Origin of the sequence: Bacillus sp. B.PNR1 (assembly GCF_030386235.1) — a bacterium.
GTDB classification, from domain to species: domain Bacteria; phylum Bacillota; class Bacilli; order Bacillales; family Bacillaceae; genus Bacillus; species Bacillus stercoris.
Genome location: NZ_JANYMN010000003.1, coordinates 157,691 through 174,337, shown reverse-complemented (window position 1 = coordinate 174,337; position 16,647 = coordinate 157,691). Strand labels below are relative to the sequence as shown.

General features: G+C 46.4%; 17 protein-coding genes. 15 read left to right on the top strand and 2 right to left on the bottom strand.

The genetic code is table 11. The features are described from left to right. The 7 genes from NZD81_RS17650 (at position 1) to NZD81_RS17620 (ending at position 5,680) form a co-directional block, all read left to right on the top strand. Positions 1 to 1,215 carry an NRAMP family divalent metal transporter gene (locus NZD81_RS17650; RefSeq protein ID WP_289861028.1) on the top strand — a complete coding sequence of 405 codons (1,215 nt, stop codon included), beginning with the start codon at positions 1 to 3 and terminating at the stop codon, positions 1,213 to 1,215. 23 nt (positions 1,216 to 1,238) lie between these two features. Beyond that, positions 1,239 to 2,012: a putative hydro-lyase gene (locus tag NZD81_RS17645; RefSeq protein WP_080478305.1), complete on the top strand. Its 774-nt coding sequence runs from the start codon at positions 1,239 to 1,241 to the stop codon at positions 2,010 to 2,012. A 44-nt stretch (positions 2,013 to 2,056) separates the two neighbouring features. Further along, positions 2,057 to 2,779, top strand: a complete 723-nt coding sequence (pxpB, locus tag NZD81_RS17640) for a 5-oxoprolinase subunit PxpB (RefSeq protein ID WP_040084154.1) — start codon at positions 2,057 to 2,059, stop codon at positions 2,777 to 2,779. A gap of 2 nt (positions 2,780 to 2,781) precedes the next feature. Continuing rightward, a complete protein-coding gene (pxpC, locus tag NZD81_RS17635; protein WP_082033075.1) occupies positions 2,782 to 3,789 on the top strand; it encodes a 5-oxoprolinase subunit PxpC in 1,008 nt (335 codons plus the stop codon). A gap of 15 nt (positions 3,790 to 3,804) precedes the next feature. After that, the gene (locus tag NZD81_RS17630; RefSeq protein ID WP_014475834.1) at positions 3,805 to 4,557 is read left to right on the top strand and encodes an IclR family transcriptional regulator; all 753 of its coding nucleotides are present in this window, start codon (positions 3,805 to 3,807) and stop codon (positions 4,555 to 4,557) included. A 63-nt stretch (positions 4,558 to 4,620) separates the two neighbouring features. Continuing rightward, positions 4,621 to 5,262 (top strand): spore germination lipase LipC, encoded by a 642-nt coding sequence (gene lipC / locus NZD81_RS17625; protein WP_014662804.1) that lies wholly within the window; start codon positions 4,621 to 4,623, stop codon positions 5,260 to 5,262. Between the two features lie 172 nt (positions 5,263 to 5,434). Further along, positions 5,435 to 5,680: a YczI family protein gene (locus NZD81_RS17620; protein WP_014662805.1), complete on the top strand. Its 246-nt coding sequence runs from the start codon at positions 5,435 to 5,437 to the stop codon at positions 5,678 to 5,680. 5 nt (positions 5,681 to 5,685) lie between these two features. Here NZD81_RS17620 and NZD81_RS17615 read toward each other — a convergent pair whose 3' ends face one another. Beyond that, positions 5,686 to 5,973, bottom strand: a complete 288-nt coding sequence (locus NZD81_RS17615; RefSeq protein WP_069839882.1) for an antibiotic biosynthesis monooxygenase family protein — start codon at positions 5,971 to 5,973, stop codon at positions 5,686 to 5,688. A gap of 150 nt (positions 5,974 to 6,123) precedes the next feature. On the opposite strand from NZD81_RS17615, the gene pbpC reads away from it, so the two are divergent. The 4 genes from pbpC (at position 6,124) to NZD81_RS17595 (ending at position 13,127) form a co-directional block, all read left to right on the top strand. Then, positions 6,124 to 8,130: a penicillin-binding protein 3 gene (pbpC, locus tag NZD81_RS17610; protein ID WP_289861027.1), complete on the top strand. Its 2,007-nt coding sequence runs from the start codon at positions 6,124 to 6,126 to the stop codon at positions 8,128 to 8,130. A gap of 100 nt (positions 8,131 to 8,230) precedes the next feature. Beyond that, the gene (locus tag NZD81_RS17605) at positions 8,231 to 9,133 is read left to right on the top strand and encodes an aldo/keto reductase (RefSeq protein WP_069148970.1); all 903 of its coding nucleotides are present in this window, start codon (positions 8,231 to 8,233) and stop codon (positions 9,131 to 9,133) included. 186 nt (positions 9,134 to 9,319) lie between these two features. Then, positions 9,320 to 11,404 carry a mannitol operon transcriptional activator MtlR gene (gene mtlR / locus NZD81_RS17600; protein ID WP_289861026.1) on the top strand — a complete coding sequence of 695 codons (2,085 nt, stop codon included), beginning with the start codon at positions 9,320 to 9,322 and terminating at the stop codon, positions 11,402 to 11,404. Positions 11,405 to 11,615: 211 nt separating this feature from the next. Continuing rightward, positions 11,616 to 13,127, top strand: coding sequence for a class I adenylate-forming enzyme family protein (locus NZD81_RS17595; protein ID WP_289861025.1), 1,512 nt, complete (start codon positions 11,616 to 11,618; stop codon positions 13,125 to 13,127). Between the two features lie 18 nt (positions 13,128 to 13,145). Here the strand turns inward: NZD81_RS17595 and NZD81_RS17590 are convergent, their stop codons facing one another. Beyond that, the gene (locus tag NZD81_RS17590) at positions 13,146 to 13,742 is read right to left on the bottom strand and encodes a class I SAM-dependent methyltransferase (RefSeq protein WP_289861024.1); all 597 of its coding nucleotides are present in this window, start codon (positions 13,740 to 13,742) and stop codon (positions 13,146 to 13,148) included. A gap of 150 nt (positions 13,743 to 13,892) precedes the next feature. Between NZD81_RS17590 and NZD81_RS17585 the strand changes: the two genes are divergently transcribed. The 4 genes from NZD81_RS17585 to NZD81_RS17570 all read left to right on the top strand — a co-directional run bounded on the left by NZD81_RS17585 (position 13,893) and on the right by NZD81_RS17570 (position 16,411). Beyond that, on the top strand, positions 13,893 to 14,753 hold the full coding sequence (locus NZD81_RS17585) for an SDR family oxidoreductase (protein WP_289861023.1): 861 nt from the start codon (positions 13,893 to 13,895) through the stop codon (positions 14,751 to 14,753). Between the two features lie 15 nt (positions 14,754 to 14,768). Next, complete coding sequence (lyxE, locus tag NZD81_RS17580; RefSeq protein WP_040084144.1) at positions 14,769 to 15,272, top strand: D-lyxose ketol-isomerase; 504 nt, start codon at positions 14,769 to 14,771, stop codon at positions 15,270 to 15,272. Between the two features lie 87 nt (positions 15,273 to 15,359). Further along, complete coding sequence (locus tag NZD81_RS17575) at positions 15,360 to 15,905, top strand: GNAT family N-acetyltransferase (RefSeq protein WP_289861022.1); 546 nt, start codon at positions 15,360 to 15,362, stop codon at positions 15,903 to 15,905. A gap of 83 nt (positions 15,906 to 15,988) precedes the next feature. Next, a complete protein-coding gene (locus tag NZD81_RS17570) occupies positions 15,989 to 16,411 on the top strand; it encodes a pyridoxamine 5'-phosphate oxidase family protein (protein ID WP_014662815.1) in 423 nt (140 codons plus the stop codon). Positions 16,412 to 16,647 lie beyond the last annotated feature (236 nt).

Here is a 16,647-nt window from a genome sequence, read left to right as displayed (position 1 = left end):
ATGGAGCAGGAGAAAAAAACAGCAGGAAAAAAAGCGGGCAGCTGGTCATTGCTGATGGGCGCCGCCTTTTTAATGGCAACCTCAGCAATCGGACCGGGTTTCCTCACCCAAACTGCAACTTTCACAAACACACTCGCGGCAAGCTTCGGTTTTGTCATCTTAATCTCTATTATTTTAGATATTTTTGCCCAAACCAATGTGTGGCGCATCATCACAGTTTCTGGAAAACGCGGTCAGGAAATTGCGAATATGGTGCTTCCGGGACTGGGGTATTTCATCGCCATTCTCGTCGTACTTGGCGGGCTTGCCTTTAATATTGGGAATATCGGAGGTGCCGGGCTGGGGCTTCAGGTGCTGTTCGGCATTAAACCGGAAACAGGCGCATTGATCAGCGCTGTTATCGCCATTTTGATTTTTGTCATTAAAGAAGCGGGAAAAGCGATGGACCGTTTTACGCAAATCGCGGGCTTTGCCATGATCATCCTAACGCTGTATGTCGCAATCACGTCTGCACCGCCAGTCGGACATGCTGTGGCGAACACGTTTGCCCCTGAACACATCAGTATTTTTGCTATTGTTACACTGGTGGGCGGAACTGTCGGCGGATATATCACATTTGCCGGGGGACACCGTTTGCTGGATGCAGGCATTAAAGGGAAGGAATCCATTCCCCAAGTAACAAAAAGCTCGGTTGTCGGCATTTTAATTACCTCTGTCATGCGGATCGCTCTTTTCCTTGCGGTGCTTGGCGTTGTTTCAAAAGGCCTGCATATCGATGAAAGCAACCCTGCGGCTTCAGTCTTCAAGCTTGCTGCTGGAAATGTCGGTTATAAAATTTTCGGATTGATCATGTGGTCTGCGGCCATTACATCTGTGATTGGAGCAGCCTATACATCTGTTTCGTTTTTCAAAACCTTTTCTCCAAAAATTGAAAAGAATTCACGCGGCATTATTATCGGATTTATTGTGATTTCTACGTTAGCTTTTGTCACAATCGGACAGCCTGCGAAGATCCTCGTCCTTGTCGGATCGCTGAACGGCTTGATTTTGCCGATTGCACTCGGAACACTGCTTGTTGCCGCCTACAAGAAAAACATTGTTGGTGATTATAAGCATCCGCTATGGCTGACAAGCACAGGCGCGCTTGTAGTGATTGTAATGGCAGTTATGGGAATTTACACGTTATGTACACAACTTCCTCAATTGTGGAGCTGATATAAGTGGAGCAATTAAACAAAATGGCGCCAAAAGATGTACGCGCCCTGATACGAGAGGGAAAAATAAACGGGCCGACCGCAGGCATGTCCGGCGGCTATGCCCAAGCGAATCTTGTGGTTTTGAAGAAAGATCTTGCTTTTGATTTCCTGCTGTTTTGCCAGCGAAATCAAAAGCCCTGCCCTGTGCTCGATGTGACTGAAACGGGTTCGCCTGTGCCGTCTCTGGCTGCGCCGGATGCTGATATCAGAACGGACTTTCCGAAATACCGTATTTACAGGCACGGTATCTTAACGGAAGAAGTATCTGATATTACGCCATACTGGGAGGACGATTTTGTCGGCTTTCTGATCGGATGCAGCTTCTCCTTTGAACAGGCACTGATCAACAATGGGATAGCGGTCCGGCATATTGATGAGGGGACAAATGTCCCGATGTATCAAACGAATATCGATTGTGTTCCGGCGGGGGCGTTTCACGGACGGATGGTTGTCAGCATGAGACCGGTTCCTGAACGGCTGGCTGTACGTGCCGCACAAGTGACCTCGCGTTTTCCGGCTGTGCACGGAGGGCCGATCCATATCGGCAATCCGGGAGCAATCGGCATTCGCAATCTGGACAAACCGGATTTCGGAGATGCCGTTTCCATTCGTGAAGGCGAGGTTCCTGTTTTTTGGGCATGCGGAGTGACACCGCAAGCCGTGGCTATGAATGTAAAACCTGAAATGGTCATCACACATGCGCCGGGGCATATGCTCATCACAGATATTCGAGACGAGTCGCTTGCGGTGCTGTAACCTCTCGTCATCCTGATGAACGAGAATTAAAAGAGGTGAGAAAGATGACTGTACGATATCAAATCGAACAGCTCGGTGATTCTGCAATGATGATCCGATTCGGAGAAGAAATCAACGAACAGGTCAACGGCATTGTCCATGCCGCGGCCGCTTATATAGAAGAACAGCCATTTCCGGGATTCATTGAATGTATCCCGGCTTTTACAAGTCTAACCGTATTTTATGATATGTATGAAGTGTACAAGCATTTGCCTCGGGGTATAAGCTCACCTTTTGAGAAGGTCAAGCGCGATGTCGAAGAGCGGCTGGTAGAAATAGCTGAAGATTATGAGGTCAACCGCCGTATTGTGGAAATTCCCGTCTGCTATGGCGGTGAATTCGGGCCTGATTTAGAAGAGGTGGCGAAGATCAATCAGCTGTCACCGGAGGAAGTGATCCACATTCATACAAGCGGTGAATATGTGGTGTATATGCTCGGATTCGCGCCTGGTTTTCCTTTTCTAGGCGGGATGTCAAAACGTATTGCAGCTCCGCGAAAATCATCGCCAAGACCGTCGATTCCCGCAGGTTCGGTCGGTATTGCGGGATTGCAGACAGGTGTTTATCCGATTTCAACGCCGGGCGGCTGGCAGCTGATCGGCAAAACGCCGCTGGCGCTTTTCCGGCCGCAGGAAAATCCGCCGACATTGCTGCGGGCGGGAGATACTGTGAAATTCGTTCGCATCTCAGAAGAAGACTATCACGCCTATAAGGAGGAGTCCAATTGAGCATGAAAGTATTAAAGCCCGGACTGCTCACAACGGTTCAGGATATAGGCAGAACGGGTTACCAAAAATACGGCGTTTTGGCCAGCGGCGCCATGGACACGGTTTCGCTGCGCATTGCCAATTTGCTGATCGGAAACGGCGAAAATGAAGCAGGTCTCGAAATAACGATGATGGGGCCAGGTCCGTCGTTTCATTTTGCAAAAACGACGCTGATTGCGGTGACAGGGGCGGACTTCACGCTGCGTATTAATGACGAGGAAGCGCCTTTATGGAAGCCTGTGCTCGTCAAGGAAAACAGCACGGTCAGCTTTGGCCCCTGCAAGCTCGGCAGCCGTGCTTATGTAGCCGCAGCCGGCGGCATCAATGTGCCTGCCGTTATGGAAAGTAAAAGCACATACGTCAGAGCAGGCATCGGCGGACTTCATGGCAGAGCGCTTCAAAAAGAAGATGAACTGTCTATTGGAGAGATGTCAGCTCTTTCGCAAACCATCCTTTCCCGTTTAAGTCCGCAGCTTGAAAAACAGGGATTTGCAGCACCGAAGTGGTCGGTCAGCCGCAGCAGATTTCTGCCGCTGAAGAAGAATCCCATCATTCGGGTGCTGGAAGGAAAGCAATTCGCCTTTTTCACAGAAGAATCAAAAACGCGTTTTTATCAAGAAACATTTCGTGTCACGCCGCAATCCGACCGTATGGGCTACAGGCTCAAAGGAGAGCCGCTCGAACTGAAAGCCTCGCTTGAGATGGTGTCAGAAGCGGTTTCGTTTGGAACAGTTCAGGTGCCGCCTGACGGCAACCCGATTATCCTGCTTGCAGACCGGCAGACGACTGGCGGCTATCCGAGGATCGCGCACATCATATCCGCCGATCTTCCGATTGTTTCCCAAATCATGCCGGGCGAGCACGTCCAGTTTGAGCCTGTGTCCCTTCAGGAAGCAGAAGCGCTTGCGGTAGAACGGGAACAGCATATAAAAGAACTGAAAACGAGAATGAAGATGGAATGGCTGACATAGCAAAGGGGATGAAGGATGCAGAATAAAAATAAAACCGTAGTCAAATCTATGGCGCTGCTTAATTTGTTTTTGCATAAACCAAGCCTGACCTTAAGTGAACTGGTGGCGCTGACAGGAATGCCGAAGACCTCTGTTCACCGGATGGTCAGCTCCTTGGAGGAAATGGGGTTCCTCAGTCGGGATGCGTCCGGCGCTTATTCGCTGGGGTTGGTGTTTTTGGAATTCGGACAGCTTGTCGCTGACAGGCTGGATATCAGAAAAATAGCGAAACCCGTGATGGAAGAGCTGTGCCGGGAAGTGGACGAGGCCGTGCAGTTGATCATGAGGGACGGCAATGAAGCGATATACGTTGAGAAAATAGAAGGAACACAGACTGTACGGCTGTATACGGCAATCGGCAGGCGTTCCCCACTGTATGCGGGAGCGTGCGCCAGAAGCATTCTGTCCTTTCTTCCCCGTGAAGAAATCGAAGCATACATCAAACAAACTGAACTCATTTCAATTGGCTCCGGAACGATTACCGATCCCGAAAAGCTGCTTCAGGAGATTGATGCCTCTGTTCAAAATGGCTATACTGTCAGCTATTCAGAACTCGAAAACTATACGGCGGCGATCGGCGCCCCGATTTTTAACCATAAGCGCCAGGTGGCAGCTGGCATTAGCATCGCAGGCTTTGAAGCGAGATTTACAGAAGACAGGCTGCCCTATTTAACAGAAAAGGTGAAGGACGCCGCTTTACAGATTTCAAGAAAAATAGGATATACATAAGTAGCCAATCTTTACTCTGCTGCGTACATTAACGTATCGACGTTCAGGAGTGGAGGAAAGAACATGGTGCTTCGATATACAGCTTTGGGCGATTCCTTGACGACAGGGAGAGGTTCCGGGCTGTTTTCACCCGGCTTCGTCCAGCGTTTTGGAGACATGATGTCAGCTGACTTGAAAACAAAAACGGCAATAGCCATATTTGCCAGATCAGGCCTGAATACAGAGGAGATTTTGGGGCTCCTGTCATATTCCTATGTGCAAAAATGCATACGAGATGCTGATATGATAACGATCACAGGCTGCGGAAACGATCTTATCGATTCGGTCTTAGCCTACCAAACCTCTAAGGATGAAACAATTTTCAGCCGTGTATCCGCCCATTGCCATGAGAATTTTGAAAAGATGATTGCCAAGATCGCCGAGATCAAAGGAGAAAACCCTTCCCCGTACGCCATCCGTGTGTTCAACTTATACAACCCGTTTCCCAGCATTGAAATCGCCGGCAAATGGATCACATCCTTCAATTCACATTTAGCAACACTTGCATCAGCACCCCATGTCAAAATCGCGGATGCCTACAGCATCTTCAAAGGCAAGGAGCAGGAATACCTGTCCTTTGACGGTGTCCATCCGAACAGCAAAGGCTATCAAGCGATGGCTGAAGCCGTTCACAAGTTAGGCTATAAAGAATTGTCAGTTTCATAGAAAACGCGCCTCATGACAGGCGCGTTTTTTATGTGTGATCGAAATATTAAAAGAAACTTAAAATTCCCTTTCTTCTGTTCTACATCCCCAAAAAGTGCGCTAGAATAATGGAGGGCGTAGGCAAATATAGCCATAACGTTCAATATTTCGTATATAAGGAAGGATGGTCCTTTTGTTTCGCATTGTTAAAATGTCCTTTGCGGTTATCATTATTTTATTGGCGCTTATTGCTTTTAAATATACGGAACACACCTCTGTTATCCAATCGGTTATGCTTGTTTTCCTTGGTGCAGTCATGTTTATGCAGGGGCTTGAAGAACGCAAAAAAGAAAATGACGGCTCAGGCGCTTTTAATATTTATACCGCCGTTTTTGTATGGTCTGTCTCCCTTATCGGTTTTACACTTCATATTATATAAATCTATTACACATCCTGAAAATGCTCGACCGTCGGGAACGGGGTATAGAACCGATGAAGCAAGGCTTTCCACTCTTGATACTCTGAAGAACCGCGAAAGCCTTCCGTATGGTCCTCAAGTGTTTCCCACTCCACAAGAAGCAGATATTTATGTGTTTCCTCCATGCATTTTGATAACGAGTGAGTGATATAGCCCTTCATGCTGGAAATGATCGGCGCCGCTTGCCGGAACGCCGCCTCAAACTCTTGTTCAAGCCCTTCTTTAATGTGAAGCATTGCTGCCTCTCTGACCATGCTATCCCTTCTTTCTGTCTTTTCAAATAGTCTACAGCAAACGATAGGAGATTTCTGCAAAATCGGTGAACTTTTCCTTCATTTTCAAAAAAATCTTGCACGCACCAATTCAATTAAGAGAAAATAACAAGTGGAAGGCAGGGGAAAGTCATGTTAAAAAAGTGTATTCTACTAGTATTTCTATGCGTCGGGTTGATTGGATTGATCGGATGCTCCAAAACAGATTCACCAGAGGATCGCATGGAAGCATTCGTGAAACAGTGGAACGATCAGCAATTCGATGACATGTATCAAAGCCTGACTAAAGATGTCAAAAAAGAAATCTCCAAAAAAGATTTCGTCAACAGGTATAAAGCCATCTATGAGCAGGCCGGCGTAAAAGATTTGAAAGTCACTGCGGGAGAAGTAGATAAGGACGATCAAGACAACAAGACAATGAAACATATCCCGTATAAAGTCAGCATGAACACAAATGCCGGCAAAGTCAGCTTCAAAAATACTGCTGTGCTGAAATTAGAAAAAACAGATGACGAGGAGTCATGGAATATAGATTGGGACCCATCGTTTATTTTCAAACAGCTGGCTGACGACAAAACCGTGCAAATTATGAGCATTGAACCGAAACGAGGCCAAATTTACGATAAAAATGGAAAAGGCTTAGCCGTCAATACAGATGTTCCGGAAATCGGGATTGTTCCCGGAGAGCTTGGCGATAAAAAAGAGAAAGTCATAAAAGAGCTCGCCAAAAAACTTGATTTGACTGAAGACGATATCAAGAAAAAGCTGGATCAAGGCTGGGTAAAAGACGATTCGTTTGTGCCGCTCAAAAAGGTCAAGCCTGACCAGGAGAAGTTAGTTTCTGAAGCGACGTCATTACAAGGCGTAACAAGAACGAATGTCAGCTCCCGCTACTATCCGTATGGCGAAAAGACAGCCCATTTGACAGGGTATGTCCGCGCCATTACAGCGGAAGAACTAAAGAAAAAGAAAGCAGGAACGTACAGCGATACGTCTAACATCGGCATCGCCGGACTTGAAAATGTGTATGAAGACAAGCTAAGAGGCACAACTGGCTGGAAAATTTACGTGCCGCAAACCGGGGAAGTCATCGCTGAAAAGAAAGCAAAGGACGGCGAGGATCTTCATCTTACAATTGATATTAAAACGCAAACGAAGCTGTATGATGAACTCAAGGATGACAGCGGGACGGCAGTCGCGCTGCAGCCGAAGACAGGCGAAACACTTGCACTTGTCAGCGCACCTTCCTATGATCCGAACGGGTTTATTTTCGGCTGGAACGATAAGGAATGGAAAAAGCTAAACAAAGATAAAAACAACCCGTTTTCAGCGAAATTCAATAAGACATATGCACCAGGTTCCACGATTAAACCGATTGCGGCTGCTATTGGAATCAAAAACGGCACCCTTAAAGCCGATGAAAAGAAAACAATCAAAGGTAAGGAGTGGCAAAAAGATTCGAGCTGGGGCGGCTATTCAGTGACACGTGTGTCTGAGAGACTTCAGCAAGTCGATTTGGAAAATGCCCTTATTACGTCAGACAATATTTATTTTGCCCAGAATGCGCTTGATATGGGAGCGGACACCTTCACAAAAGGCTTGAAGACATTCGGTTTTTCAGAGGACATTCCGTATGAATTCCCGATCCAGAAATCGTCTATTGCAAATGACAAGTTTGATTCAGACATTTTGCTTGCGGATACAGGCTACGGACAAGGGCAAATGCAAATGTCTCCGCTTCACTTGGCAGCTGCTTACACGCCATTTGTTGACAATGGAGACCTTGTCAAACCGACGCTGATCAAAAAAGACTCGCAAACAGCTGATGTTTGGCACAAGCAAGTGGTCACCAAGGAAGGAGCGGCAGACATTACAAAAGGTCTGAAGGGCGTTGTCGAGGATGAGCGCGGATCAGCCTATCAGCCTGTCGTGAAAGGAATCACAGTGGCCGGAAAAACAGGAACAGCCGAGCTGAAAACATCCAAAGATGATAAGGATGGCGCGGAAAATGGCTGGTTTGTCGGCTACGATTACAAAAACAAAGACCTGCTTGTCGCCATGATGATCCAAAATGTGCAGGACCGCGGCGGCAGCCACTACGTCGTTGAGAAAGCGAAAAAGCAATTTCAATCGAATTAAAATGTCTTTTTAAAAGGGGCGAAAGGAAAAAGGGGATCTGAGGCCGAATGAACTAGTAAGGGGCAAAACCCGGTTTATACAAGGAAAAGAGGGATTTTGCATGCAACGTATTCAATTGGCGGAGGATCTTCAATTTTCAAGAGTCATACACGGCCTTTGGCGGCTGAATGAATGGAACTATTCAGATGCTGAACTGCTGAGTCTCATTGAATGGTGTATCGATCACGGCATCACGACCTTTGATCATGCGGATATTTATGGGGGCTATACGTGCGAAAAGCTGTTTGGAAACGCCCTTGCCCTTTCGCCCGGATTAAGAGAAAACATAGAGCTGGTCACAAAATGCGGCATCGTTCTTGAATCGCCTGAACGGCCAGCTCACAGATCGCATCATTATAACACAAGCAAATCGCATATTTTGGCATCCGTTGAGCAATCACTTATGAACCTTAGGACGGATTATATCGATGTGCTGTTGATTCACAGACCGGACCCGCTCATGGATCCGGAGGGGGTAGCAGAGGCGTTTCAAGCGCTGAAATGCTCTGGCAAGGTCAGGTACTTTGGTGTTTCAAATTTTAAAGATCACCAGTATCGGATGCTGGAATCGTATTTGCCTGAGAAGCTCGTGACCAACCAGATTGAGCTTTCCGCATATGAATTAGAAAATGTGCGCGACGGCACTTTGAACCTCTGTCAGGAAAAACGGATACCACCGATGGCTTGGTCGCCTCTGGCAGGCGGCAAAGTTTTCACTGGTGACACGGAAAAAGACCGGCGTGTCCGCACGGCGCTTGAATCCGTTCAAGCAGAAATCGGCGCCGCTTCTTTGGACGAGGTCATGTACGCATGGCTGTATACGCATCCGGCAAACATCATGCCGATTGTCGGAAGCGGAAAGCGCGAGCGGATTACCGCCGCGATAAACGCGATGTCATACAAGCTTGACCAAGATCAATGGTTTCGTATTTTTACAGCCGTACAGGGTTACGATATTCCATAAAAAGCATCAGCTTACCAGCTGATGCTTTTTCAATGTTGTCACACCACTTAGTGCCAAATTACCATTTATAACTGATTGATTCTTTTGTGAAAGCGTTTTATATTAAAAGGAAACCTCTCTATATCCTCTACTGCATCTCCTTGCGACTTCATCCGCACATCAAGATTGTCTAGGAGGTCTTTTTTTATGTATATGACTGCCAGAGAACAAAAGCTGTTAAAGCACTTGTTATTACAAAATAGATATATAACCGTAACTGAGCTTGCTGAGCTGATGGAGGTCAGCACGAGAACCATTCACAGGGAGCTCAAATCAATTAAGCCGCTGATGGAAACCGTCGGGCTTACGCTTGATAAACAGCCCGGCAAAGGGTTGAAAGCAGTGGGAAGTCCCGAAGATAAACAAAAGCTGCTCACCGATTTATCATATGAACAGCATGAATACAGCGCGGACGAAAGGAAACTGCTCATTCTCTGTTCGCTATTAGAGTCTCAAGAGCCCGTCAAACTGTACACGCTTGCTCATGATCTTCAGGTGACAAATGCCACGGTCAGCTATGACTTAGACGAGCTGGAGAAATGGATTTCTCCCTTCGGATTGACTCTGATCCGCAAAAGAGGTTTTGGCATCCAGCTCATAGGGCCGGAGAATGCGAAACGGAAAATTGTCGGCAACTTGATTGTGAACCGCCTCGACATCCAAATGTTTTTGGAAGCGGTTGAATTAAACATCAAAGGAAAACCTGATTCTTCAGAGAAAATGTTCGGTGTTGTCAGCAAAGGTGAGCTGCTAAAAATGGAGCGCATCTTATTTCAGCTGAAGGAAAAAATCGCTTTTTCATTGTCCGACAGCTCCTATATAGCGCTCGTCGTCCATCTGACGTATGCGATCGAACGGATTAAGCTTGGGGAAACCATCACCATGGAGCAAAATGAGCTTGAGGAGATGAAGAATGCGAGAGAATACAGCTCGGCTCTTGAAATCGCAGGCGAGCTTGAACGAGCCTTCGGCGTGACGATACCGGAGGCGGAGGTCGGCTATATTACAATCCACCTTCGAAGCGCCAATCGAAAATACAAAACAGAATACAAAGCGCAGGAAATTGAGCTGGAAACAGCCTTGCAAACAAAGCGGCTCATTGCCTTTATATCAGATAAAATCCGAATGGATCTCACGAAAAACTACTCTTTATATGAAGGCTTGATCGCCCATTTGGAGCCGGCCGTCAGTCGCATAAAAGAAAATATTGAGATATACAATCCGATGAAGGAACAGATTAAGCACGATTATTTTCTGCTTTACATGGCAATTGAAGAAGGCGTCGAAAGATATTTTCCGGGCATGTCCTTTTCTGATGATGAAATCGCTTTTATCGTTCTTCACTTTGGCTCGGCTCTTGAAATCAAAAAAGAAGAAGCAAAAGTGAAAGCGCTTGTCGTCTGCTCAAGCGGGATCGGCTCTTCGAAAATGCTTGCCTCAAGGCTGAAGAAAGAGCTGCCGGAAATTGAATCGTTTGATATGTCATCCCTGATCGAGCTAAAGGGGAAGGATGTTCAAGCGTATGATATGATTGTATCCACTGTTCCGATTCCTTATGAAAACATTGATTACATCATGGTCAGCCCGCTATTAAATGAGGAAGACGCAAACCAGGTCAAGCAGTATATCAAGCGGAAAATTCCCCTTATTCTTAACAAAAAAAGAAGCCCCAAGGAAGAAACGCAGCAAGCTGATGCACCTGATATGCTGGAAGCGGCGGAAAGCATAGGTCGGTATATGGAGGTTATTCAAGATGTTTTACGCCATTTTTCACTAACTCAACTCAAAACAAACCCGGATCATAGCATGCTGCTGTTAGAACTTTTTCAGCAGCTGAAGAAGGATGGCTTGATCCGTGATCCGGAAAAAGCCGCGGTTTGCCTGGCTGAGCGGGAGAAACAAGGGGGATTGGGCATCCCGGGAACAAACATGGCGCTTTATCATCTCAAAAATGATGAAATCGTCCTGCCTTTTTTCAAAATGTTTGATCTCAGCACCTCCTATGAAGTGGATGGCATGGACGGAAATACCCTCAGCATGACACGCATCCTCGTCATGATGGCGCCTGGTTCATTATCTGCTGAAGGCTCGGAAATTTTAAGCGCGATCAGCTCGGCAATTATCGAGAGCGGAGAAAGCGTGGCGGGATTTCAGGAAGAAGGAGAACAAGAATTGTATCAGCGGTTAAACCGCATATTTTTCACTTGGATGAAAGAAAAAAACATACTGTAATCCTTCATGGCACACGTCAAAAAATTGGCGTGTGTTTTTCTGTGGACGGGGAACAAAATAAGAAAATGTGGGACTATTTTATCATTCAGTATTGGAATAATTCCAAAATGAAATAGTTTTACAAGTTATCTTTTTTGGGTTAAAATGGGTGAGGTAAGGAAGAAAATCTAACAAATTATTGAAGATTCAAGAGAATATAGGAGATGACGATATGGAAACATTACAGCATCTGATTCTGCATGACATGCCGGATAGCGAAGAAATAGAGGCTGTAAAAAGCGGAGACCATACACTGACATATAAAGGTTACCGTAAACGGATTAATCAGCTGGCGAATGCCATGCTGCAAAAAGGAATTCAAAAGGGCGACCGTGTTGCATTGCTTTGCAAAAACGGCCATCCCGCATCAACTGTTATGTTCGCCGCGCTTGAAATAGGTGCTGTTGTTGTACCTGTCAGCTGGCAGCTGAAACCATATGAAATGACAGGCATTTTAAAAGCAAGTGAACCGAAAGCGATGTTTTACGGAGCGGAGTTTAAAGAGACGCTGGATGAAATTCTTCCTGAATTGTCCTCACTGTGTTTAACAATGGAGACAGGAACAGCTTACGAAACATCTGCTGAATTTGAAGCGCTGTTTGCCGGTCCTGATCAATTGCCGGAAACGGAAATGGTTTCCCCAGATGATACAGCACTTCTCATGTTCACGTCTGGCACAACGGGAAACCCGAAAAGATGCATGATCACACATGGCGGCATATACAGATACGTCAAAAAATCCAACAGCTCAGTAACACGCATGAAGGGCCTTCGTTTTCTCGCGTGCCATCCGATTTATCATACGAGTGCGCTCATTTGCATCATGCTTGGAACGTTTGCAGGAACAACCTTTGTGTTCACAAAGGATCAAGATCCTGTTCACATGCTGAAGGTCATTGAAGAAGAGAAAATTCAGACCGTGATGGCTCTTCCTGTGTTTTACACGTATTTGCTTGAAGCGTGGGAAACGCACCAAACTGACTTATCGTCGCTTGTTATTTTAATGACAGGCGGAACAAAAGTGCCGAGCAGCCTAATCCGCCGCTATCTTGATATCGGCATTCCGCTCGCGCATGGCTATGGAAGTACTGAGGCTTGGGCAATCAGCACATGGGTGCCTGATATGGGAATGGATAAAGCGGCATCTGCGGGGAAACCTGTGGAAGGCGTTAAAGTCAAAGTCGAAGATCCTCTGACGGGAGAAGAACTCCCCCAAGGAGAAATAGGCGAAATCGTTGTTCATACTCCATTCTTATTTAAAGGCTATGAAGACAACCCTGAAGCAACAGCGAAAGTGCTGCAAAACGGATGGTTCAGAACCGGAGATTCTGGCTATGTGGATGAAGATGGCTTTATTTTCATCACTGGACGCTACAAGGATGTCATTATTTACGGAGGCGATAACGTCTATCCTGATCAGGTTGAAGAAGTTATCCAGCAGATCCCGGGAATCCTTGAAACGGCGGTGGTCGGAATACCAGACCCGCTTTACGGTGAAAAACCGAAAGCTTTTATCGTGAAAAATGGCGGCCAGCGCATAACGGAAGAGGATGTCATCGCATTTTGTAAAGAGCGCCTGTCCGCTTACAAAATACCTGAAGTTGAATTCGTTAACGAACTGCCGAAAAACAACCTCGGCAAGGTGAAAAAAGACGTCCTGCGCAACCAGGCTGTACATTCATAAAAGAAGAAGCCCGCCACTTTATGTGGCGGGCTTCTTTGCAGTTGCACAAACGGCAAGCTCAGGCCTAATGTTCTTAAATTGTATATCAATGTCCTCGAAGCCGGCTGCTATGAAGTCGGCAATCATCTGTTTTCCAAATGATTTGGTTTTCTCAGGGCTGGCATCCGCTTCCCGCGGCTGCATCGTAATGGCTGCTTTGCCGCCGGGCTTTAATGCACGATAAATCTGTTTCATGCCTTTTGTTTGGTCATTCCAAATGGTGTAGTTGTTAACGGAAATCACTTTATCATAAAACGAGGCGGAAAGAGGAAATGTCTCGACGCTTCCTTGTATCAGGCGTACCCCCGCTGATTTCACTCTGCGGGCGGCCAGCTTCAGCATGGCTTCTGACACATCAATCCCATGAAGATGAACATCCTTTTCGCGTTTCAATATCTGCTGCATGCAGTATCCAGGGCCAAACCCGACTTCTAAAATGCTGTCCCCGCGCATGATCTCAAGCTGATTGATTGTCCACTGATTCAGTGTCTGATTTTCAACAGCCATGATGTACCCGGCAATCATGCCGATGACGCCTTTAGGTCTGCTGAATTTTTTTGAAAGCATGTTAATCATTCAGTAACCCCCTTTTCAAGTTATTTCCTCCCAGCGTTCCATGTGAAACATTTTTCTGATAAAGCAATGCGAAGATGCCAATCCATGTTTATCCAAAGAGCGTGTGAGGTACACAACAAATAGACATGAAAACAAAGGAGGAGAATCATCATGGCACATTATCCAAAAGAACTGCCGGCACAAACCCAAAATCGCCAGCCGGGAATTGAAAGCGAAATGAATCCAAGTCCGGTGTATGAGTACGAGGATTATAAAGGAGCAGACAAATTAAAAGGAAAAGTTGCGCTCATTACAGGCGGCGACAGCGGGATCGGACGCGCGGTTTCGGTCGCTTATGCAAAGGAAGGCGCTGATATCGCCATTGTATATAAGGATGAGCATGGAGACGCCGAAGAGACGAAGAAACGCGTTGAACAAGAAGGTGTAAAATGCCTGCTGATTGCCGGTGACGTTGGTGAAGAGGAATTCTGCAATGACGCGGTTGAAAAAACGGTCAAAGAACTAGGCGGCCTTGACATCCTTGTCAACAATGCCGGTGAACAGCATCCGAAGGAAAGCATCAAAGACATTACAAGTGAACAGCTTCACCGCACATTCAAAACAAACTTTTATTCTCAATTTTATTTGACTAAAAAAGCAATTGATTACCTGAAACCGGGCAGCGCCATCATCAATACGACATCCATTAACCCGTACGTAGGAAACCCGACACTCATTGATTATACAGCGACAAAAGGCGCGATCAACGCCTTTACAAGAACAATGGCGCAGGCGCTTGTCAAAGACGGCATCCGTGTAAATGCAGTCGCGCCGGGTCCAATCTGGACGCCACTAATCCCAGCTACGTTCCCTGAAGAAACAGTTGCTCAATTTGGGCAAGATACGCCGATGGGCCGTCCTGGACAGCCTGTTGAGCACGTCGGCTGTTATGTGCTGCTGGCATCAGATGAGTCCTCTTACATGACAGGACAGACCCTGCATGTCAACGGCGGAAACTTTGTGACGACATAAGAGGGAGTGAGACATATGGGCATCACGAAAGAAGAAGTGAACAGCTACTATCAAAAAGCAGGGATTGTATTAACGGACGAGGAAGTAGACCAAATCCAGCTGATGGATTACGGCTTAGGAAAAGAAAGAAAAGTCGGGCTCCAGCTCTTCGTCTACGTCAATACAGACCGTTATTGCTCAAAGGAACTGGTGCTGTTTCCGGGACAGACTTGCCCGGAACACCGCCATCCGCCGGTCGACGGCCAGGAAGGCAAGCAGGAGACCTTCCGCTGCCGCTACGGAAAAGTGTATCTTTACGTAGAAGGAGAAAAAACGCAGCTGCCAAAGGTTCTCCCTCCTCAGGAAGACAGGGAACACTATACGGTCTGGCACGAAATTGAGCTGGAACCGGGTGGGCAATATACGATTCCCCCGAATACAAAGCATTGGTTTCAAGCCGGGGAAGAGGGAGCCGTCGTGACGGAAATGTCTTCGACGAGCACAGATAAGCATGATATCTTTACCGATCCAAGGATATAAGGATGAGGCTTAGCAGCCCATCCTTTTTTGTATTGAAAAAAACGGGATCATCGCTATAATGGGTAAAAAAGGAAAGAGGGAGAGGCAATGTTCACTTGCAAGGTAAATGAGCACATCACCATCCGATTATTGGAGCCGAAGGATGCGGAGCGGCTGGCCGAACTCATTATCCAAAATCAGGAGAGGCTTGGCAAGTGGCTGTTTTGGGCGGAAAATCCAAGCAGCGCTGAAACGTACAGAGAAACGATCATTCCAAATTGGCGGTGGGAATATGCTGATCTGAACAGCATTGAGGCGGGGCTCCTTTATGACGGCAGCCTATGCGGCATGATCGGACTGCATAACCTTGATCAAGTGAATCGGAAATCGGAAATCGGATACTGGATTGTCAAAGAATTTGAAGGGAAAGGCATTATTACAGCTGCCTGCCGAAAACTCATTACGTATGCTTTTGAAGAACTTGAGCTGAATCGAGTGGCGATCTGTGCGGCTGTCGGAAACGAAAAAAGCAGAGCGGTTCCGGAGCGGCTCGGCTTTCTAGAGGAAGGAAGGGCACGGGACGGCTTATTCGTAAATGGCAGGCACCATGATCTTATCTATTACAGCTTGCTAAAGCATGAATGGAAAGGATGAAAATAAAGAGCACACTTTCTTGTTTAAATCTTCCCCGGATGTGGAAAAGTAACAGCGGAGACGTTAAAAAGGAGTGATTCGAGATGAATCAGAAAGACATAAAACAAAAAGTGCTTGATGTTCTAGATCACCATAAAGTAGGTTCGCTCGCAACGGTTCAAAAGGGCAAACCGCATTCCCGCTACATGACTTTTTTCCATGACGGGCTGACGATTTACACACCGACAAGCAAGGAAACTCATAAAGCGGAAGAAATTGAGAACAACCCCAATGTCCACATTTTATTAGGCTATGATTGTGAAGGCTTTGGCGACGCCTATGTCGAAGTTGCCGGAAAAGCTAAAATCAACAATTCGGCAGAACTGAAGGACAAAATATGGAGTTCTAAATTAGAGCGCTGGTTTGACGGCAAGGATGATCCGAATCTGGTGATTCTTGAAATTGAACCGGAAGATATCAGATTAATGAATGCCGGAGAGAAAACACCGGTCTCACTTGACCTGTAAAAAATAATTGTGTTTTCAGGGGCGATATGTTATTATGAATAGATAGTAAGAAAAATAAGCAAATAAAAAAGAAAGTAAACTTCTTTTTTCTGTTTTGAGAGAGAAGCTTACCGCTTCCCAAGCAGTATAATCAGCTGCCCTTATTCTTTTCCTTCATAACAAATCGCCCCTAACGATGAGATGGAAAAAAGACTTTTTTGTTTTACAATTCACACCGGCGCGGCTTCGGAGCCGCA